The 18,497-nt window shown below is 55.9% G+C and carries 22 protein-coding genes; all 22 read right to left on the reverse strand.

The annotated features are described in order from the left end of the window. Nucleotides 1-4: 4 nt before the first annotated feature. Nucleotides 5-256: a hypothetical protein gene (locus Q0Z69_RS02700; protein ID WP_298029653.1), complete on the reverse strand. Its 252-nt coding sequence runs from the start codon at nt 254-256 to the stop codon at nt 5-7. Nucleotides 257-458: 202 nt separating this feature from the next. After that, complete coding sequence (locus Q0Z69_RS02705; RefSeq protein ID WP_298029655.1) at nt 459-1,637, reverse strand: RNA-directed DNA polymerase; 1,179 nt, start codon at nt 1,635-1,637, stop codon at nt 459-461. A 618-nt stretch (nt 1,638-2,255) separates the two neighbouring features. After that, nucleotides 2,256-2,783, reverse strand: a complete 528-nt coding sequence (gene avd, locus Q0Z69_RS02710; RefSeq protein ID WP_298029657.1) for a diversity-generating retroelement protein Avd — start codon at nt 2,781-2,783, stop codon at nt 2,256-2,258. Between the two features lie 158 nt (nt 2,784-2,941). Further along, nucleotides 2,942-4,081, reverse strand: coding sequence for an SUMF1/EgtB/PvdO family nonheme iron enzyme (locus Q0Z69_RS02715; RefSeq protein ID WP_298029659.1), 1,140 nt, complete (start codon nt 4,079-4,081; stop codon nt 2,942-2,944). Between the two features lie 3 nt (nt 4,082-4,084). Next, entirely contained in the window at nt 4,085-4,420 is a 336-nt protein-coding gene (locus tag Q0Z69_RS02720) for a hypothetical protein (RefSeq protein WP_298029661.1), read from the reverse strand. Then, nucleotides 4,417-5,211 carry a hypothetical protein gene (locus Q0Z69_RS02725; RefSeq protein ID WP_298029663.1) on the reverse strand — a complete coding sequence of 265 codons (795 nt, stop codon included), beginning with the start codon at nt 5,209-5,211 and terminating at the stop codon, nt 4,417-4,419. The genes Q0Z69_RS02720 and Q0Z69_RS02725 overlap by 4 nt, the downstream gene beginning before the upstream one ends. Before the next feature lies 1 nt (nt 5,212). After that, a complete protein-coding gene (locus tag Q0Z69_RS02730) occupies nt 5,213-6,172 on the reverse strand; it encodes a phage tail protein I (protein ID WP_298029665.1) in 960 nt (319 codons plus the stop codon). After that, nucleotides 6,165-7,301, reverse strand: a complete 1,137-nt coding sequence (locus tag Q0Z69_RS02735; protein WP_298029668.1) for a baseplate J/gp47 family protein — start codon at nt 7,299-7,301, stop codon at nt 6,165-6,167. The genes Q0Z69_RS02730 and Q0Z69_RS02735 overlap by 8 nt, the downstream gene beginning before the upstream one ends. Further along, on the reverse strand, nt 7,294-7,614 hold the full coding sequence (locus tag Q0Z69_RS02740; protein WP_298029670.1) for a GPW/gp25 family protein: 321 nt from the start codon (nt 7,612-7,614) through the stop codon (nt 7,294-7,296). Before Q0Z69_RS02740 ends, Q0Z69_RS02735 begins: the two co-directional genes overlap by 8 nt. Before the next feature lie 4 nt (nt 7,615-7,618). Further along, nucleotides 7,619-8,020 (reverse strand): phage tail protein, encoded by a 402-nt coding sequence (locus tag Q0Z69_RS02745; protein ID WP_298029673.1) that lies wholly within the window; start codon nt 8,018-8,020, stop codon nt 7,619-7,621. Between the two features lie 18 nt (nt 8,021-8,038). Beyond that, nucleotides 8,039-8,401 carry a hypothetical protein gene (locus Q0Z69_RS02750; protein WP_298029675.1) on the reverse strand — a complete coding sequence of 121 codons (363 nt, stop codon included), beginning with the start codon at nt 8,399-8,401 and terminating at the stop codon, nt 8,039-8,041. Continuing rightward, complete coding sequence (locus Q0Z69_RS02755) at nt 8,401-9,468, reverse strand: phage late control D family protein (protein WP_298029677.1); 1,068 nt, start codon at nt 9,466-9,468, stop codon at nt 8,401-8,403. The genes Q0Z69_RS02750 and Q0Z69_RS02755 overlap by 1 nt, the downstream gene beginning before the upstream one ends. Next, nucleotides 9,465-9,674, reverse strand: coding sequence for a tail protein X (locus tag Q0Z69_RS02760; protein ID WP_298029679.1), 210 nt, complete (start codon nt 9,672-9,674; stop codon nt 9,465-9,467). The genes Q0Z69_RS02755 and Q0Z69_RS02760 overlap by 4 nt, the downstream gene beginning before the upstream one ends. Then, complete coding sequence (locus tag Q0Z69_RS02765; RefSeq protein ID WP_298029681.1) at nt 9,671-13,114, reverse strand: phage tail tape measure protein; 3,444 nt, start codon at nt 13,112-13,114, stop codon at nt 9,671-9,673. Before Q0Z69_RS02765 ends, Q0Z69_RS02760 begins: the two co-directional genes overlap by 4 nt. A gap of 156 nt (nt 13,115-13,270) precedes the next feature. Continuing rightward, the gene (locus Q0Z69_RS02770; protein ID WP_298029683.1) at nt 13,271-13,672 is read right to left on the reverse strand and encodes a hypothetical protein; all 402 of its coding nucleotides are present in this window, start codon (nt 13,670-13,672) and stop codon (nt 13,271-13,273) included. Between the two features lie 65 nt (nt 13,673-13,737). Then, nucleotides 13,738-14,256, reverse strand: a complete 519-nt coding sequence (locus Q0Z69_RS02775) for a phage major tail tube protein (protein ID WP_298029685.1) — start codon at nt 14,254-14,256, stop codon at nt 13,738-13,740. 12 nt (nt 14,257-14,268) lie between these two features. Continuing rightward, a complete protein-coding gene (locus Q0Z69_RS02780; protein WP_298029688.1) occupies nt 14,269-16,110 on the reverse strand; it encodes a hypothetical protein in 1,842 nt (613 codons plus the stop codon). A gap of 8 nt (nt 16,111-16,118) precedes the next feature. Then, nucleotides 16,119-16,421: a hypothetical protein gene (locus Q0Z69_RS02785; RefSeq protein ID WP_298029690.1), complete on the reverse strand. Its 303-nt coding sequence runs from the start codon at nt 16,419-16,421 to the stop codon at nt 16,119-16,121. Next, entirely contained in the window at nt 16,405-16,983 is a 579-nt protein-coding gene (locus Q0Z69_RS02790) for a hypothetical protein (protein WP_298029737.1), read from the reverse strand. Before Q0Z69_RS02790 ends, Q0Z69_RS02785 begins: the two co-directional genes overlap by 17 nt. A gap of 9 nt (nt 16,984-16,992) precedes the next feature. After that, nucleotides 16,993-17,604 carry a hypothetical protein gene (locus Q0Z69_RS02795; protein ID WP_298029692.1) on the reverse strand — a complete coding sequence of 204 codons (612 nt, stop codon included), beginning with the start codon at nt 17,602-17,604 and terminating at the stop codon, nt 16,993-16,995. Further along, on the reverse strand, nt 17,601-17,966 hold the full coding sequence (locus Q0Z69_RS02800; protein WP_298029694.1) for a hypothetical protein: 366 nt from the start codon (nt 17,964-17,966) through the stop codon (nt 17,601-17,603). Before Q0Z69_RS02800 ends, Q0Z69_RS02795 begins: the two co-directional genes overlap by 4 nt. Continuing rightward, complete coding sequence (locus Q0Z69_RS02805; protein WP_298029696.1) at nt 17,963-18,496, reverse strand: hypothetical protein; 534 nt, start codon at nt 18,494-18,496, stop codon at nt 17,963-17,965. The genes Q0Z69_RS02800 and Q0Z69_RS02805 overlap by 4 nt, the downstream gene beginning before the upstream one ends. Nucleotide 18,497: the final 1 nt, after the last annotated feature.

Here is an 18,497-nt window from a genome sequence, read left to right on the forward strand (position 1 = left end):
CTCCTTAATTCAAATGGTCTGCGGCCTGTTCATTGAGAAAGGCCAGATACTTCTTTCGGGCTTCTTCATAGGCCGTGATAGCATCCTCTACCTCGCCGTTGGCGTGGCCGCGCTTCATGGCCATAGCCACAGCATAGGACATCTTTGCGGTGGCCATTTGCATTTCCAGCGACAGCAGACTTTCTTTCTTCCGGGCGGCGGCCTGCTCCTTAAGCTCTTCCTCCCGCTTTTTCTGCTTCGCGTTAAAGAACATCATAACGAGGCTCACGCACAGCGAAGGGAGGGCTGCGACAAAAAGGGTTTCAAGGGTCATGTTTCTTCACCTGCCAAATAAAAATAGGGAGGCCGGCGCCCCGGACTCCCTTTTCCGAAATATTGATCCTGCCCGGTGCCGCCGGGCTTATCTCTTGCCTTCCACATACGCATACCTCCCGCATAAAAAAGGGAACGGTGGACGCTTATCCATCGTTCCCATTATTTTTATCGCTGTTTCGCCGGAGGACAAACCAGCCCTCCGTCCACTCGGTATCACTGTATTCCCCAAAGATGGCCTTGCGCAGCTGGTAGCTGTCGCAGTGGGACAGGAGGCCAAGATAGGAATTGACCGTCATTTGCGCCCGCTCCAGCGTAATCTCCCCGTCCGCATACAGCTGTTGGATCTTCTTCAGCCGCTTTTTCATCCGCAGGGCGGTGGACTTCTTCAACCTTATGTGGTCCGGGAACACCCGGTACTGGCAGAAGTCTATCCCCTGGTTTATGGGCTGGATGAAGGATTTTTTGGGGTTCAGCTCCAGCTTCAGCCGGTCCTCCATGAACTCTTCAATCCGTTGGCGCCACTCTACAAGCTGATCTTTGCTGTCGGACAGGATCACGATATCATCCATGTACCGGACGTAGTAGTGGATGCGCAGCGTCCGCTTGGCAAAGTGGTCTACCTCGTTTTGGTTCACGTTCGCCAGCATCTGATTAAGCAGGCTCCCGACCGCCAGCCCCTTGTCCTCCAGCATTTCCTCCGGGGACACGTCCCCCACGCCTTTTCCCGGAGGAAAGCCGAATTTCTCCCCGGGGGCGTTGACGAACAGATCCATAAGCCACATAAGCCACGGGTCATATCCGCACTTCCGGCCTACTAAATCAAGGGACACTTGGTGATCTATCCTGTAAAAATATTTGCTGGTGTCCAGCTTTTCCAGATAAAAGCGCCGGCGGAGGCGGCCATTTTCATCCCGCCCCGCGCTTTTCTCTGCCCGCCCGGCCTGCTGCATGAAGTAGAATAGCCGCTGGGCCGCCGCGTCGGAGCCGCGGCCCTTGATGCAGGCGTAGGAATCCTCAATGTAACTTCGGACAAAACCAGGGTTGATGATCTGATACACGGCCCATTGTACCACGCGGTGGATAAAGGCCTGCCACATGATAAGCCTCTCCACCGGATCATGAATAACGCGCCTGAAATATCGTCCTGGCACATAGGTTTGGTCGATTAACCCTTCCTGTATCCAGTGGAGGTAATCTTCCAGATTAGCGGAAAACTCCAGCACTTCATCCCGAAAGCGTTTGTTTCTCCGGGCGTGAAGGTAGGCCTTATACAGATTGTCGTAATCCGTGACCTGCTCCTTGATGTGCTTGATGGTTTTCATGTCCGACTCCGTAAAAAAGTTCGTGTGTCACGGCTCTCGCCCGGCCTGCGCCGGACTACTGGCGGCTTCCACGAGGTTTTTGTTTTTTGCCGCTGGAATGGTCTGCATGGGGGACAGCCCCCTTTATCCCCTCCGCACTGAAACAAAGCCCTTGAGCTTTGAGTATCTGGCCGCGAGGGTAAAGCGGCGCGGAAACCGACATTCTGATTGGAGATCAGCCGGGTGTTGTTCAAATTGAGCGCGAACACACCAGCGCGAGAAGTTTCATTCCAATTGCCGCCGCGCAAAGGCAGCCCAGGGCCGCCCCCAGTTTGCCGGGAGATTCATGTGTGACGGTGCTCACCCGGTTTCCCGGATTACTCACGGCCTCCATGAAGATTTTGTTTTTTTGCAGACAGTTCCGTTGGCAGGGAGGCAGGCCCCTTTATCCCCTCTGCTCTGAAACAAAGCCCTTGAGCTCTGAATATCTGGCTGGGAGGGTAGAGCGGCGCGGAAACCGACATTGGTATTGGAGGCCACCCGGCTGTTGTTCAGATTGAGCGCGAACACACCAGCGCCGGCACCATTATTCCAATTGCCGCCGCGCAAAGGCAGCTATGGCCTGTCCCCCATAGGTATTTACTTTTTCCCTTTTTCCTTGCGCTGGCATTTGTAGCACAGCGCTCTTCCGAAGTGTTTCATGGAATATTGGTATGCTTTTTCTGGCATCTCTGCGGAGCAGTCCGCGCAGTACCGCTTTTCAGCGTCTGGGCCGGGGTCCGGCATCTCCTGGGACTTGATCCAGCCGCCCACCATCTTGCCAACCTCAACTGCCATTCCGGACCACACTTCGTATTTTTTTGGCGGTAGATACTGAAGGTCATACGCGATACGCAGGTAGACCTTCAGCGAGGCCACTTCCACGTCTAAATCCCGAAGGGTGGTACGCTTGGTGTATTTCTTGTTGGCGGTGATGGTCAGCCGCATAATTTGATCCAGACACCGTTTGATATCTTGGGCCAAACTGAATTTTTGGGACCGGGGGAATTGTTCCAGTGCAGGATACCCATAAAGGATCATGTCATAAATTCGCTGTTGAATCTGCAAGTCTTTTTTCTTGATGTCCGTTTCCTGCTGATCCTCTTGAAGCTCCTGGTCCTCGTCCATATCGTTCCCCCTTTTGTGTCTCAATCTCCGTCGATTGTATCACAACCGGGCCGGATACGCTACCCCCGATTTTCAAATTTTGCGCGACCCCGCCGGGGCAAAGCCCCGGCGGGGTGAACCGTCGCTACCGCGACGAAAAACAGATTACGAAAAACAGATTACAGATTTACAAAAGCGGCGCGGAAACCGACAGACTGAGTGGAGAGCAGCCGGGTGTGGTCCAAATTGAGCGCGAACACACCAGCGCGAGAAGTATCATACCAATGGCCGCCGCGCAAAGGCAGCCGTTCCCCGTAGTTACGACACCAGAACCAATCACCGTTAAGTGCATCGGCGGTGGATTCAACGGGGTACACACCGAGGATTTTGGCGATATCAGGAACGGTGGTAATACTCGCGTTTTTCCCAATGGTGCCGAAGGCCCGGTTGTTCGATGCGTAATAAGGGTTGGTGCTGGAATCGCCGGTATAGAAGGGGTGCTCCCGTTTGGTGTTGAGCTCTACGTCATTGGCATACTGATGATCCGTCGTTTGGGCGTCCCCTTCGGTGGGGCTGTCGTAATACAGCGTCCCCTCTCCGGTTGCGGGTTCGACCAAAGAACCATCCTCGGCCTTGATAGCTTTCCATGCCTCAGAAGTGTCGCTCATATCGGGATTGGTGGCCGCGTCGTTATCCTTGACAACCTGAATCTGCCCCTCCTTCACCCGGAGTCCAGACACCCACTCCCACACATTGCCGCACAGGTCGTAGATACCCGCCGGCGTATGGTCGTGCGCCCAGGTAGCAGGTCCGGAGCCGGTCAGCGTCCGCCCGATACGCTTTACAGCCGAGTCCATATAGGTATAGCTGGCGATACCGTGTTCATGCTGGTCTGTAAAATCGCGGCCGAAATTGCAGTTGCCGTGGGGGATGGTGCCATGCTTCTTGCACCAAAAGGCCAGGGCCATCCACTCCGGATTGCTCATAAGGTGCCATCCCTTACCCTTGGCCTTGCAATAGGAAAGCGCCTGATCGTAAGTGACCAGAGCGCGCGGGTCACGGCCGGGGAGGCTGTACGCCCGCTCTCCCACAACGATGTTTTGATACTTGGAGATGTAGACTTCATCAACTTCCTTGCCGTCCACAATGAAGGCCGGGAATACGTCCGTCTCGGCGCCTTTGTATTCCGGAAATACGTCTTTGATATAGAATTTCGGAACACGCACCATAATAGACGGCATTCCTACATCATCCAGAAGGACCGTGTTATTGGGGAGGGCCGACTCAACGGCCAATTTCATTGTGTCAAAGTAGTTCATGCCTCAGTCCTCCACGCTCCACAGGGTCAGTTTGACCTTGTCCATGTCCAGGGGGTCAGCCTCCGGAACCTGAACCTCCTGGCCGTCCTCGTCCTGATAGCCGGCGTCTGCCATGTGATAGGTGCGGGGCGGGATGTCGATCTGGGCCACATACTTCCCGGCCGCATCGGGGACTCCGTTCACCAGATTGCCGTAGGCATCACGGCAGATGTCCAGGTGGTTGGCATCGTCCCGCTCATACTTGGCGAGGTTACACATAATTTCATCGTCAAAAGTGATCTTGGTCCCGGTGACTTCATAGGGGATTTTCTTGCCCTCGTTTTTGTTAATGATAATCATGCCTTCATACCTCCAGACACATAATATTTGATGGTGGCCGAAGTAGCCGACCCATCAATCTTGATCTTAAAACCATTGAGCTGCTTATCGTACACCTCAATGGCCTGGACATTCCCCGTGGCTTTGGAAATCTCCGTTACAACGGTGTAGTCCAGGGTTTTACGCTGGGTTTGCAGGTTGACAGTCTCCGGGTCCAGGGGGAAGGGATAGGGCTGGGTATTGGTAATCGTGACCGTTCCGATTTCCGAAGCGGTATCTTCCTCCAAGGCCGCCAGCTCCTTCCGGATATCCTGGTGCGCGTCCTCAGCTTCATTGTGCTGCTGCATCTTCTTTTCCAGGAACTCGATATTGACAATTCCCGTTTTATCGACAGTAACAATGAAGCGCCCCACGTTGTTGATGTTCAAATGGGTGTAGATATTCAGCATGAAGGTTGGCGCGGTGTTGTCGGGAACGGAGATCGGGTCCCTATCCTGGAGGATAAACAGCAGCTTTTCCTCTTCGTCCCCGTCCCGCAGCCTGCCAAAAACGCCGATCTGCTCCAGCTTGTAGGATTCCTCGGCATTCCCGATCTGGATGGCAATGGTCCGCCCCTGCTTGTCCACCACATCGTCGATAACGCTCAGGTCCTGCTTTTTCTGCTGCAAGTCCGTCTGTGCATGCAGCTGGTCCTCCTGCACCGTGCCGGTGCCTCCAGCGGCCTTTGTGACTTCGACATACCGCCCCGCCATCATCTCGTTCAGCAGTTCATTCCCTGCATCGGTAACGGCGGCTTCCGTAAAATGAGCCATACTACCCCTCCTTAATTGTTGTATCTATGCTCATGCAGATAGCCCCAACGCCGACGCCCAGCGGGGCGTACACGGCATACCGGGGGACTTCTGCATTAACATGGATTTCACTTGTTCCGAGTTTCGCTTCTATGACGCTGACCGCAACGCCGGGCGCGGCCCGCTGGTGATAAACCGGGATCTCCTGCCGTGCCTCAATCTGTTTGGCAGAAGCCTCGATTGCCATACCCAGCGCCCCGATACAGTTCCCGGTCTGAACACGATACGTCGGAGCGTCTTTTTTCATATCCACGGGGACCGTTGCGATTTTTGCCTCCATGGTTTTAACCGCAACGCCGGTTACTGCCTGCACCTGATAGGCTGGGATGGGCTTTGGCTCCGTCGGCACTCGCACATCCAGCTTGGAGAAGCACCCGGTATACAGGACACTGGCCTTCACCTGCGGCATCGCGTCCAGCTCGGTAAAGTAGCGGATACCGTCGTTATGACTGCGGAGGCTTTTGTAATAGTTCAATCGGTCCAGCACCCGGCGCATACGCTCTGAATCAACATCGTCATTGGTCAAGTTGATCCACAGCCGAAAATGGAACGGGTCCCCGCCGTATTCAAACCATTCTTCCAGTGTCGTATGCGGGTATACTGCGGATATGGCCGTTACGACGGCGGCCTTTGTCCCCAGCAGCTTGTGTACCCTCCAGCTGTCTTTCAGCGTTTTCCGCTTTTCTTCCAGCGTGTAATCCGCATCCCACCAATCTACTTTGAAATCGTGGGCGAGGATATCCAGCAGCGGCCCGTCCAGCTTGTCAATAGCCGGGTAAAGGAGCAACCGTTTGATTTCCTCCGGACGCTGGGACAGCAGGTCGGCCACCGCCTCAGCCAGCGCCACCGCAGAAGGATCTTTCTGCAAAGCAGGCGGCAGCGTGGCCACAAGGTTTTCACGGGTAAGGCCATGTTTATTCATCCTCATAGCCCCCGTTCGTAATGGTGACAGTCCCCACCTTTGCTACCTGCGGTACGGTCTTGTCCCGCCCATCCCGCAGCGGGGTAAAGGTGGGGGCCGTCAGCTCGATCCGCTTAATGCCGGTATGATAGAGGTATTCCCGCAGTTCGTCAGGATTGATGTCCCTGCCCAGCTTGCCGCACTGCCACGCTTTGTACCGCTCAACCGCTTCATTTACCGCCTCCGCGACTTCCGCCGCGCTCTTGGTGCGGCCTGTCTGGAGGTAATAGGTAAACTTGATGTCATAGGGCACCTCTTCCGCATCCTCCACAAATACCTGATCGGTAAGAGGGCGCCGTTCCTCGGCGCTGCAAGCGGCCAGCACCCGGTTCTTGAGTTCCTCTTTCGCCAGGGTCCCATCGTTCATCAGGACATAGAGCTTCACCACGCCGGGAGTTGGCGAGTTTGCCACCACGTCCGCGATCAGAGTGGATTCCTGCTTGGCCCAGTAAATGTACCCGCCCCTGGCCCCGGCACAGCTGTAAGCGTCCATAGAGGCCCGCATCAGCTCGTAATATTCATCGTCCGTGGCCCGGTCCGCGCCGCCCTCAGATTCCGTGATATTCCGGCATTCAGAGTAGTAGTCATAGATATCCACCAAGGCGTTGATCTGCCCGGCGGCGTAACCGTTGCCGACCACGCCCGGCGTTTGGCACTGTGCCTGCGTCTCTACGCTGGTATCACCAATGGGTACATAGACATCCTCTACGGTTTCCCAGGTGAGGGTGCCGCTCACGTCGGTAATACGGGTGCCGGCGGGAATCAGGATTGCGCTCTCCTGCGCCTCCGAAATATAAAAGCGCATCTTGCACGTAGAGGGCCTGCTTTCCGGCCGTTCTTTGAGATACATCAATGATGCAAGCGCGTCCAGGTTCTCTCCCTCGGCCCGGCTGGGAATGTTCTGATTGCCGGTATAGTTGTTCAAAACCCGCTCCTGGATAATGACATTTCCCGTCCAGCGGATAAACAGCATTTCCGGACTGGCTGGCTGTACCACCGTTCCGGTGATCTTTTCGTAGAGCGCAACCAGCAGCGAGATAATATCCCCGGCATTCGTGGGAATGAACTGGTATTCGATATTCCTACTCAAGATGGATCTCCACCTCCACTGTTGGAATCAGCTTCCCCGGCTGTGATGGGTCACTCCGGGGATAAACATTGAGCACCGTCGCCCTGGACTCCCACTTTTGGATAGCCTCGCGCACCGGGGCAACCATCAGCACCTCCGCGACTGGCCGGGGCTTATCTACAAAGCTCATATCCAGACCGAAATCCCGGTATTGCGGAACGGTCCCCCTGGGGGTGGATAGAATCACCGCGATATTCTGAAGCACGGAATTGACGGCCTCCAGCTCATTGAACTGTAGGTGTCCCAAATCCGTTGCAGATACGGTATAACTCATACGGTCAACCTCCCAGGTATTCTTGCAGGCTGACAGATACAACCGCCGTGTGTACGTCGCCGTTCCCAAAAAACGCCTGCATTTTCATATCGTGCTTGATTATGTTCCATCGGTATTTTCCGTAACCTTTTGTGCCAATGGTCAAGGGCACCGCTTCTCCGCTGCGCTCGATGTTCCAGAGTTTCACCACTTCCGCAATAGGGTCAACGCCCAGGTCGGCCGACAGAGTAATATCGAAAGTGATTTTGTCCGGGTCCAGCCCTGTAAACTCAGTGAGAGCGTTGGTTAGGTGCCGGTTATGCGTAGCATACCGGGCGGAGCCGGACCAGGTCATGTTGTCCAGCGTTCGCACCACGCTCCGGGAAACGGTAAATATCACGTTCCCCAGGCAACCGATAATCGCCATGCCGCCGCCTCCTTTCCGCTACTGATCTTCCCACTGTTTGAGCTTGCCCAGCGCCCCGATTTCCCCCAGGATAAAGCCGTCCCCATCCAGAATAGGGAGATACACAGTCAGGACTACGGCGTTGACACGGGGCATCCAGGGCTTAATCTTTAGGTCGTGATCGTGGTCCTCAAATGCGGCGTCGCCGCTGCCTCCCGCCCGCTTTTCTGTTTTCTGCAGTACATCGTAATCCGGCACATAGGGACGGTTTGCCAGGACATAGAGTAAACCGGAGGATTGGCCGGAGTCCTCAAACTTCACACGGGCTACACGATTAACCGGGTCGGCCATTGTGACAGTGCCAATGCGCACTAATCGGGACAGGATTTTTTCTACGTCCATCAATACCCCTCCAGTACCCGCCGAAGTTTGATCTGCGTCGTATAGCCGGATTCTCCAACCGTGTGAACCGCCTGGGAAATGATATACTTTCCATCGAAAGCGCCCCAGCCTTTCAGTTCAACAGTGACGCCGGCCACCAACGCCGGATTGCCGGGCAGCGTGAATGTCGCGGATTTGGAATACTTGTTATGCAGCCGCAGGTGTTTTTCCGCAAGGGTTTTGGCCTCTTCCGCAGAGGCTACCTTTGCTTTTACCTCCAACTGCTGATTGTTTTTCGCGTCGGCGTTGTAATCCTCAATTTTGGCGGTTGCCTCGATACACTTCCCGGACGCCGGGTCCACATAACTGACACGGCAGGAAGAATACTGAGAATCGGCCGCGCCCACGCTCAGCTTATATTGGATATACCCGCCGTTTTTACCCTTCTGGATGGTAAAAACGGAGCTTTTGGCTTCATAAGTCGCTTGGTCGAAGAACACAAGGATACTGCTGGTGGCCTTGAGACTGATTCCCGCATCATGGCTCAGACGGGATAGAAAATCAATGTCGCTGGAGTCAACCTGTTCCACCCGGTTATAAAACGGGTCGTAGGTCGATTCATACATACACTGCATCCCATTGGCCCCGGCAAGCTCTTTGGCGATTGCAGAAAGCGTGGTATTCTCCCATGCCTTGTTCTTCTTGGTTTGCCGGACCGGAGAACTGAATGGGAGCGACGTACCCTTGAGGTTGATAATGGCCGGGGGGCCGGACAGGACCACATTATCTAGCTCAAATTCCCCACAGGGGAGAACTATGTCCTTTCCGCCCCCCTGCCAGTTTTCCCGGACAATCACCGCATCCATTTTCAGCTTCGCGGCGGATGCTGCCTCTATTGCATCAGTAAGCCATTTTTCCATCCAGATAGCGTCACGGTCATGGAGCTGGATTTGAAGATCATCCGCCTTGTCCGTTTCGTTATCCGTATAGGTCACTGATTTGAGATAGGGACGCATGGATTTAGTGATATCCGTTCCAGCGAAAGCGATCTCCACCGCCGCGCGACGGGATAGGTTTTTGTCACTCACGTCTGCACCTGCTTCCACGGGGGCAGCGAATTACTGGTGTTCTCAGGAATATCCGGCAGCACCAAAACAATCCCGGCGGGAAAAAGGTAATATTCCCGATATTGCAGATTGGCGTTTATGAGCTTGTCGGTATGGGCCACATCACCCAACTGGGCGTATGCGATACGGTCCCACATATCCCCTTGGACAGTCGTATAAGTTTTCATCGGAATGCCCCCCTCGCCTCGTCCACTTCCGCGTCCTCAATACTGTCCATGACGCGGGCCACGATTTCATCCGCAAATGTCCGCAGATCCCGGACCGTCTCGGGGGTAGCGTCGCCGCTGATCTGGAAGGTGACAGACACCGGGGGCTTGGACCGCGCAGCCGGGGCCAGGAGAGCGGATTCCGCTCTGGCCCCCACCGCCGCAGTCTGCGCCGCCGACAAAACTTTCTCGCCGCCGTTGAAGAAAACCAGCTCCGGGCCGTCCTCGCCTACCAGAGCCACGCCCTGGGCGGCGTTGGTAGTGCCAGAAGCGTATGCGCGCGGAACCGTCCCCAGGCCGCTGTTTCCTGCCGCCAGCGCGTTCTTTGCCGCCCTTCCCAGGTTGCTATAAGCTGTCCGCACGTTCGGGAGCATATCGTTGGCGCCGTCGATATAGCCCTGGATGGTGGCCCGCCCGCTGGCGGCCGCCTCCGTTCCCAGGTCCATAGCCTCGATGTCCTCGGCAAGCGCGGTCTGGAGCTCGTCCATAGTCTGGGTAAAATCGGTCTGGAGATCGGCGATACTGCCGGACGCGGCCTCCTGCTCCTTCTGGAGCTCTTGCCAGTTGGCTACCATCGCCGCCAGGTCCTCGTCGCTGGCATTGGCAAGGCCGGCAATAGCATTCACGCTGTCTGCGCTGCCATCGGCGAAACTGGCGATCACGTCGCTCAACCCTTCAATGTCCCCGGCCCTCTCGGACAGGGATTGCAGGTTGGCGTTATAATCCTGCCAGTAGGTGATCTGGCTCTCCAGGGCGCTATTGATGTCGGCGGCGCTGGTGGCCGCTACCTCGGCGGCCTGATCCCATAGGGCATACTGGCCGCTGATACTCTCATAAGCAGCGCCGTAGGCCTCGTTATAAGCTTCGGTAAGGGCCTGGACCTGCTCCATGGTGCTGTTGATTCTGCCGTCCAGTTCCTCGCTCTGGCGGGCTGCCTCGGCCTCCGCTTCGGTCATTTCCTCCGTGGCGCCAGTCACCCGCTCATAGGCTTCCTTGGCAATGGCAAGCTCTGCATCTGCGGCGGCCTGCGCTTCCGCATCTTCCTCAATGGCCTTATTGAGATTCTTGATGGTTTTCTCCGCCTGGCTGATTTCACGGTCATAGTCGTAGAGGGAATTTTGCAGCTCGTAGTATTCATTGGAGAGGTATTCTCCCGATTCAGCGGATTCCAGCTGGAGTTCATTCATCCGCTCAACTGCGGCCGCGCGGTTTTTTTCCGCCCTTTCTATCTTGATCTGAGCTTCAGTCAGCTTCATGGAGTTAGAAGCCGCCTCTTCCATGACCGCATTGTACTGGCCGTACACACTGTTCATGTACTCCTGGTAGGCCTGCGCTTCGGCATTTTCCTTCCAGGCGTCAACCTGTTCCCGAAGCGCGGCAGTACCGCCCTCGATGGCCCCGGTTTCCAGGTTCACATATTCGGTCAATTCCGGGATAGCGTTACAGAGCAGCCCCAGGGTATTGAGGTAAGTCTGGCTATGCTCGTTCGATGCGTCGGTGCCCTCGCCCAATTCCTCCAGCTTGGAAATATAGCTGTCTGCAACCTGAGCGGTGGCAAGCGTCTGGTCGGAAGTCTGCTGGAACGTACTTCCGGCCTCGTCCATGGCCGCATTCATATCCTGCGCCGCCTCGGTCAATTCCTTGACAGAAGGGACTCCCTCATTGGCGGCGGCCACCAAAGCGACAATACCAGCGGTCAACCCGGCCACCGCACCAACAGCCAGCATAACCGGCCCGGCCACCGCGAACACAGACGCCAGATTGAGTGCGGCCGCTACTTTCGTAATGGCTACATAGGCGGTAATGCCGGCGGTCGCAAGCCCAACCACGCCAACAAAGGTCATGGCGGCCTTTACCAAGGCGGGGTGATCTTGGAGAAATTCATTCCCTGCGGTCAACACGTCGGTTGCAATTTCCGCCAGGCCCTGCAGCTCCGGATTAAACTCTTCCCCGATGGTGGTTTTTAGCGCGTCCCAGGCGGAGTTCATCAACGTGAGCTGGCCGTTCAAATTATCCAATTTAATGGACGCCATCCGGGACGCGGCCCCGGAGCAATTCGTAATGTTGTTGTAAAGGCTCTCAAAATCGCCGTCGGCGGAGTTCATCAAAGCGATAAATCCGGTCATGGCCCGCTCTCCGACAAGCGTTTCAGCGTTTGCCATTTTCTCGGCGTCGGTCATTACAGCAAACCGCGCCCGCAGATCGGTAATCACATCAGACAAGCTCCGCATGGTGCCGTCGGCGTTTTGGGTTTTCACCGTAACGTCTCCAAAAGCCGCGCTGGACAGCTCCGCGCCGTCTACCAGCTTACTGAACATATTGCGCAGCGCGGTTCCCGCCATGCTCCCCTTAATACCGGAGTTGGCCATCAGGCCAATCATGGTAGCTACATCCTCCACGGAGTAGCCGAGAGCGCCGGCAAGCGGCGCAGCGTACTTGAAGGTATCTCCCATCGTGGCAACATTGGTGTTGGACTTCGTTGCCGTCATAGCCAGGACATCCGCGAAATGCGCCGTATCTGCCGCTGTGAGGCCGAATGCGGTTAGGCTGTCGGTGACGATATCCGACACCATAGCCAGATCCTCCCCGGAGGCGGCGGCCAGCTGGAGAACGCCATCCATGCCGCTGAGCATTTCCTGGGCGTCCCACCCGGCCATGCCCATATAGGTCATAGCCTCGGCGCTTTCCTTGGCGGTGAATTTCGTGGTGGCGCCCAGCTCCTTGGCCTCAGCTGATAGCGCCGCCATTTCCTCAGCATTGGCCCCGGACAAAGCCTCCACGGTGGACATCGTTTCTTGAAAATCGGCGGCAATATCCACGCAGGCTACATAGCCGTCATAAATCTCTTTCAGAGCGGTGGCAATCCCTGCGGCGGCAATCGCCCCTTGGATTGCCCCAAACGCCGCTGTGGTCCTTTCGCCGAAGGTGGAGGCGCCGCTGGCCGCTTGATCCTGTTCCGCCTCCAGCTCCTTGATTTTGGCCGTCAGTTCTTGGTCCTTCTGGGCCAAATTCGCAGTATCAACACCTGCTTCCTGCAACCTCGCGCTGGTAGCCTGGAGCTTTTGGGTCTGGCGTTCCAGTGCCGTTTCCGTATCCTTGATACGCTGTTCCAGCTTGACGCTCTCCCGCTCCTGGGCGGTAGTGGAGCCGTTGGTTTCACTGATCTCTTTTTGGAGAAGATCATGCTGTTTTTGCAGACTTTCCAATCTGGACCGGGTGCTTTCTACGGCGGTCTGCTGCTTTTGATAGGAGCTGATGTCCCCTTGGAGCCGGTGAAGGTCCTGGATTTCTTTACCTAACCTGGAGAACTCCGATTGCGCTTTAGAAAAGGTATTGGAAAAGCCGCCATTCATCTGCGCATTGAGCGCGAATAGCATTTCATATTCCTTCCTGCCCGCCATCGTTGCCCTCCTTTCCCTCTTTGATGATAGCGTTGTTGGTTTTTATCCAGGACCACAGCGCGATTAGTGGCTGAGATTGCCAAAACGAAACATCGGTGTTGTTGTTTTTTGCCAGGATTAAGTATTGCTTACGGAGCCATAGCCCATCTTCGCCGGTTATGACCCCGCACGCAGCAAAAAAGAGCGTGCCTTTTTGCAGATTCTTTGGAAATCCCGGATGCTCATGCTCTTTAGAGCGTCCCGCTTTAACAGGCGAACGCCGTTTTCATCCCGCAGAGTGCAGGCGCGGATAGCCATACCCCACAGAAAATCGCTGGAAAACTCCGGCGTCACCAGCGTTCTCCCCCGCATCAAAAGCTCGTTCTCGATATCCAGATGATCGGTGCCAGTCAGCTTGCCCCAGTCAAATGTCAGCCTTTCGATGGTAAGGCCCTGGTAGTCGAACGGCTTTATAAATGTGTGGACATAGACGCTGGTATCCGGCTCAGAAGCGGCTTCGCGTTCTGCCTCAACTGCGGCCTCCGCTCCCGTACCTTCGGTGTTAAACAGTTCGTCCATAGTGAACCTCCTTCAAAAAATTGGCCCGGAGCGGCATAGTAACCGCACCGGGCCATATTGCTTGTTTAGGTCAAGCCGATAGCTTTCCGCACATCTGCCGCGCAGTCCTTGCCGTTGACATCATGGACCTGGTTGAACTGGTCCAGATCAATGACCTTCTTCCCCGCCTTATACACCGTGTATTTGCACACGCTGTATGCGCCGGAGGCATCGGCGGCGGAGGCGGTGCCGATGGTGCCCAGATTGGTTTCCGTGGGGCGGATGGACATCTCAAACCGGGTCTGCTCGATCTCCTCCCTGCGGTTCACGGAATCAAAATACTGCTCGGCCACATACAGAGACACGTCATGCCACTCGTTGGACCCCAGCTCCACAACGGCGTCGGTGACGCTGCTGAACTGGATATTGGCAAGCATGGCCTCAATCATGCCCGCCAGAGGAATCGTGACGTCGCCCATAAGCCCGGCACCCGTCGCGGTGACAGTCTTATACTTGATTGTCGGCACAGTCACCTTGGCGACGCCGATCAGGGCGCCGCCGTTTTTGTACATCATGTAATCTACATGACCGTTCGGATAAATCATCTTGTTTCCTCCTTATGCCGTCAACGCCGTCTCCATATAGGAAACATCGTACTCCAGGATAAAGTCGATCAGCTGAGCGGGGACGGGCGGCGCATTGTAGACGTGCAGAGTAATGTGCCCGGCCAAAAGGCTGGTCAGGGGGTTTTCCTCCGCCAGCAGGACACAGCGCGCCCCGTAGAGGTAGCCGCTCCCGCACAGGCCGCCCAGCCAGATATTGCAGGTCTGGAGAATGGAATCCCGCAGGGGCGTGGTCAAAGGCTTGTCCTGCTTGGGCCAGAACGTCCGGATCAGGGTGTTGCCGATGAAATCGAACATCCGGCTCACGGGAATAAACTGGTCCTTCACGTCGGTATTTCCGGGGAAGCAGGCCGTGTAGTTGCCTTTGGCAACCCAGCCGCTATCCATGAAATTGACAGCGGTGACAACGCCCCAGTCGCCGGCCACCATCTCCACCTGGGGCCACGTCAGGTTGACCTCCGTACCATCAGCCAGACAGCAGGTATCCATCTTGAGATTTTTGTTGGACGGACTCTCATAGGGAACGCCCCGGTTGTCCGTATCCACACTGGCCATCAGTCCGCACAGCTGCGTGGACAGGTGGAACATATAGTCCCCCAGTTTCACCATAGGCCAGCACACGATCTGGTCTACATCCACGAAGTTGTTTTTGTTCTTATAACCAGACAGGGCGGAATACTCGGTGACGCCCTTCTCACTGCTGTCAATGTCAATGACAGCCTTGCCCTTGAAAAGCCCGCTGATAGCGGCGGCCTTGGTAGCCATCACCGCCGCCACAACGGTATTGCTGGACCAACCAGGGGCACAGAGCAGATCAGGCACCGTGCCTACCACCGTCATAGCCGCATCTACCTGGCCCACGCCCTCCACGATGTCGGCTACCGCCACTTTTTCGGGGGTGACGGCATCGTAGCTGATATTGAGCGAGGATTCCTCATAGGCGGCCCCGGTTTCCAACAGCTCAATCTGGCATACGTTCTCACCATCATCGTAGAGAACGCTGTAGTCCTCGTCCGGATAGAGATATTCGGGGCCGTGGCCATTCTTCAGGTAAACGGTGTACGTCTCGACCAGAGACAACTCCGTGGGATAGGTTTCCGCACTCTCAGCGGCAGGGCAGCTATACAGGCTCACTTTGATTTCACCCGTATAGTTGGACAGGTTGATGCCGGCGCCCCCGTCTGCCTTGACCCCATCCACAAAGTCGATCTGCTTGCCGGCCAGGGTGAAGTAGAGCTTCAGATGTTCCGACTTCGGACTGTAAACGCCGTAGTTTTTACCCTCGACCTCGACAACAAACAGGTGCCCCTCCTTACCGTCAGGCTTGGTGTCGAAAATCTTGTAGAAGGTGTATTCCCCGCAGTCGGTGACTTTCTCGCCCACGCGGGACAGAACGGCGTTGCCCATGTCCTTTGTGACAGTCAGGCCCAGGCTGGGATAGTTGTCCGGGCCGCGCTTGATTTTGATGGAACTCCCAATGGCTTCAAACGGCAGCGTGACCGTATGCTCGGTCACGGAGTAGTCCTTTGCCATTACGGAGTCCTTCATTTTCTCAGGGTCCAGAACATTACAGAAGATCGCGGGCTGGCACCCGAACAGCTGGAAGTGACTGTACATCGCCTCGCAGAGCGTGTACTTTGCCCAGTCATAAGAAAAACCCAGCTTCTCCACAACCTCGTCCCAGCTGGTAGCCAGAACGGGGGTGTTGACTTTAGCGGGCTTTTCCGCCATATAAACAGGAGCGGTGCCTACAAAGTAGGGCACGCCCACCTTCGCCACGTTGGGGGTGCTGACCGACGTAGCCTGTTCATAAACTCGAACACCGAGATTTGCCATGTGCTACCTCACTTTCCCGCCAGCTTTTTGTAGCTGGCGTACAGGGCGTTGCCGGGGGTCTTAACCTTCAATCGCGCCGCCGGCAGCGCGTCGCCGGACACAATCAGGTTCTTTACCAGGGGATTCTTCTCAATCGCGGCGGCGGCCTTCTGGTACGCATCCTCACGATTCCCCCGGTAGATGGTCCCGGTCTGGATCAGGCCCTTAATATTCGGGCCAATGTAGATGTAGAAACCGGAGCCGTTGGTTTCTGCCGCAGGTGCCGCGGCCGGCCTTGTGACCGCCACGGGCTGCTTACTGTTTTTCGCCATGCTCTTCGCTTCCTTTCAGTCCAATAATTTCTTCCAGATGTCGTGCGTTCGGGTCCCATGGGGGCATCCCGTGGATAACCCGCGTAGTGTCAAGCCGCTTCACAGGCGGCAAATGCCAAGTAGTTACCATTTCTCCCGCATAATAGGGGGCGGTGTCCTCCGGATAAACCAGGACTTCTATTCCTGCCTCCAGGTCCAGCCGGAATTGCGCTCCAACCACTACCCGCTCCAGAAAAGAGATGCGCAACTGGTCCATGAGGGACAGCAGAGCGACACCGCCTTGCTGTTCGTCGGGGTGATAGACACAGAAAATCGTGCGGACTACGGCCTCAGAATCAAGCAGTATGCCCTCATTTTGCGCGTCTTTATTGGTCATGATCTGATGCAAAATATAGGGTGCCTTTTTCTTTGCCGCTTTACTGTCTGGCAAACGCGCACGAAATACCTCGGCGGCCCTGGGTGGGGGCGGTTCCGGGTCCCCTTTCTGATACGATACTGGGAGAATGATGTTTCTCGTGGCATTTTCGGTAAATTCCTTCAGCTGCTCCAGCAGAATTACCATGCTCAATCGTTATACCCCCCAGCCGTTGAGAACACGCAAAATTTCATGGTCAATACGCTTCTCGTAGGTTTCGGCCATTTTGCGGTCAATTTCATCTGTCACCGCTTCATTGGCAAGCATCATCTGCGGAGTGGCCGGCCCGTAAAGCTCCTTGATTGGGAACCGGCTCACACCAACACGCTCAAAGATACCTCGATGCCCGCTTATTTGCGCAGAAAAGGCCCGGTTCAGCGTTTCCGCTGTTCCGGACCTTTTGACCTGTGTAACAATTTGGCCGCTGCCGTTGACCCTGGTGTTGAACTTTATCAGCGGGATCACGTTGCCTCGGAATCCGAATACCACGGAGATCCCGCCCCCGGTTTCCCGAACAAAATGGTTGATGTTCTTAGTACGGGCCAAAAACTCGCTCTGGCTGATGGTGTATTCTTTCGTGACAGCCCCTTTAGCGGCGGTTTTACCAGAAGCCGCAGCGCGGGACAACGCACTTCCCACCGCCTTATAGACTCCGCCGCTGATACCGGCCAAAAGCCTTGTCGCCTTATCCAAGCTGTCCTCGGCGATATCAACCATAACGCCGCCATCATAATAGCTCCGGCGGTCTGCGCGGTAGACGTCACTCATTCGTCTATCGCCTCCAATTCTACCCGCAGCATACCCATTTCGCAGACGGAAGAGGCGACGTAAAATTCCCGGAAGAATCCGCCGCCGCCTTCCTCGTCATTGATACGGATACGCATACCCTTTTCCGGCTGCTTGCCCCCCAGGTCGCTGATAGCGCAGTGGAGGACGGCGGACACAAGGTAGAGCCCCTGGACGTGATCGGATACCAATTGCCGACGGTCCTTTTCCTTCAGCCCGGAGAGGACAATCGGGATATCCTCATAGCGTTCACCGTCATATTCCACAGTGCGCTTCTCCGCGAACTCGTCCAGGTTCAGAAACACACCATGAATATCAGCGGCTACCATGTCCTTAAAGCTCATACCACCGGCGCCTCCGCTCCCAGATCGGGCGGGGCTTCGGTATCAGCCTCCGGCGGCTCTCCCACCTCAACCGCCGCCAGCAGGGTAGCGATTTCAGTCTTGTTCTTACACTTGCTGACATTTACGCCCAGGTCCTCCGCCAGCTTCTCCAGGTTTGTACGGGTCATTCCCATCAAACTTTCTTTGGTGAAATGACCGTCCACAATATCCAGCGTTTCCGTCGAACTTGGCAGGTCCCTACAGGAAAGGCCTTTCCCGCCGTTTTCCGGGTCCTCCAGGGGCGGGGTTTCGCGGGGCGGGTCGATACCCGGCCCGCCCCCGTCCCCGCTATCCACGGAGCTGTCAGCGACGGGAGGAACCGTTGCCGGGGTCGCCCCCGTGTCCTCCCCGATAATCTCAGCCACCCGAAGGGTGGAGAGGCGGACGGCCTCGGCATCCTCCACGGATACTCGCTCACCCCGGTACGCCACAGCGGATCTTCCGTTGCGGATATAGCTGTATCCTCCGCCGAGAATCTTTACAGTTTTCATC

The sequence above is a fragment of the uncultured Dysosmobacter sp. genome, assembly GCF_947631165.1.
Taxonomy (GTDB): domain Bacteria; phylum Bacillota; class Clostridia; order Oscillospirales; family Oscillospiraceae; genus Oscillibacter.

Bases quoted from the DNA above. Each gene is read 5' to 3' on its own strand.
- avd (WP_298029657.1), bottom strand. From the start codon at position 2,783: ATGGACGAGGACCAGGAGCTTCAAGAGGATCAGCAGGAAACGGACATC.
- Q0Z69_RS02785 (WP_298029690.1), bottom strand. From the start codon at position 16,421: ATGGCGAAAAACAGTAAGCAGCCCGTGGCGGTCACAAGGCCGGCCGCG.
- Q0Z69_RS02795 (WP_298029692.1), bottom strand. From the start codon at position 17,604: ATGAGTGACGTCTACCGCGCAGACCGCCGGAGCTATTATGATGGCGGC.
- Q0Z69_RS02715 (WP_298029659.1), bottom strand. From the start codon at position 4,081: ATGAACTACTTTGACACAATGAAATTGGCCGTTGAGTCGGCCCTCCCC.
- Q0Z69_RS02745 (WP_298029673.1), bottom strand. From the start codon at position 8,020: ATGGCGATTATCGGTTGCCTGGGGAACGTGATATTTACCGTTTCCCGG.
- Q0Z69_RS02770 (WP_298029683.1), bottom strand. From the start codon at position 13,672: ATGGACGAACTGTTTAACACCGAAGGTACGGGAGCGGAGGCCGCAGTT.
- Q0Z69_RS02700 (WP_298029653.1), bottom strand. From the start codon at position 256: ATGATGTTCTTTAACGCGAAGCAGAAAAAGCGGGAGGAAGAGCTTAAG.
- Q0Z69_RS02720 (WP_298029661.1), bottom strand. From the start codon at position 4,420: ATGATTATCATTAACAAAAACGAGGGCAAGAAAATCCCCTATGAAGTC.
- Q0Z69_RS02775 (WP_298029685.1), bottom strand. From the start codon at position 14,256: ATGATTTATCCGAACGGTCATGTAGATTACATGATGTACAAAAACGGC.
- Q0Z69_RS02805 (WP_298029696.1), bottom strand. From the start codon at position 18,496: ATGAAAACTGTAAAGATTCTCGGCGGAGGATACAGCTATATCCGCAAC.
- Q0Z69_RS02790 (WP_298029737.1), bottom strand. From the start codon at position 16,983: ATGGTAATTCTGCTGGAGCAGCTGAAGGAATTTACCGAAAATGCCACG.
- Q0Z69_RS02740 (WP_298029670.1), bottom strand. From the start codon at position 7,614: ATGAGTTATACCGTATCTGCAACGGATTTGGGACACCTACAGTTCAAT.
- Q0Z69_RS02730 (WP_298029665.1), bottom strand. From the start codon at position 6,172: ATGAATAAACATGGCCTTACCCGTGAAAACCTTGTGGCCACGCTGCCG.
- Q0Z69_RS02800 (WP_298029694.1), bottom strand. From the start codon at position 17,966: ATGAGCTTTAAGGACATGGTAGCCGCTGATATTCATGGTGTGTTTCTG.
- Q0Z69_RS02705 (WP_298029655.1), bottom strand. From the start codon at position 1,637: ATGAAAACCATCAAGCACATCAAGGAGCAGGTCACGGATTACGACAAT.
- Q0Z69_RS02750 (WP_298029675.1), bottom strand. From the start codon at position 8,401: ATGGACGTAGAAAAAATCCTGTCCCGATTAGTGCGCATTGGCACTGTC.
- Q0Z69_RS02725 (WP_298029663.1), bottom strand. From the start codon at position 5,211: ATGGCTCATTTTACGGAAGCCGCCGTTACCGATGCAGGGAATGAACTG.
- Q0Z69_RS02760 (WP_298029679.1), bottom strand. From the start codon at position 9,674: ATGAAAACTTATACGACTGTCCAAGGGGATATGTGGGACCGTATCGCA.
- Q0Z69_RS02780 (WP_298029688.1), bottom strand. From the start codon at position 16,110: ATGGCAAATCTCGGTGTTCGAGTTTATGAACAGGCTACGTCGGTCAGC.
- Q0Z69_RS02765 (WP_298029681.1), bottom strand. From the start codon at position 13,114: ATGGCGGGCAGGAAGGAATATGAAATGCTATTCGCGCTCAATGCGCAG.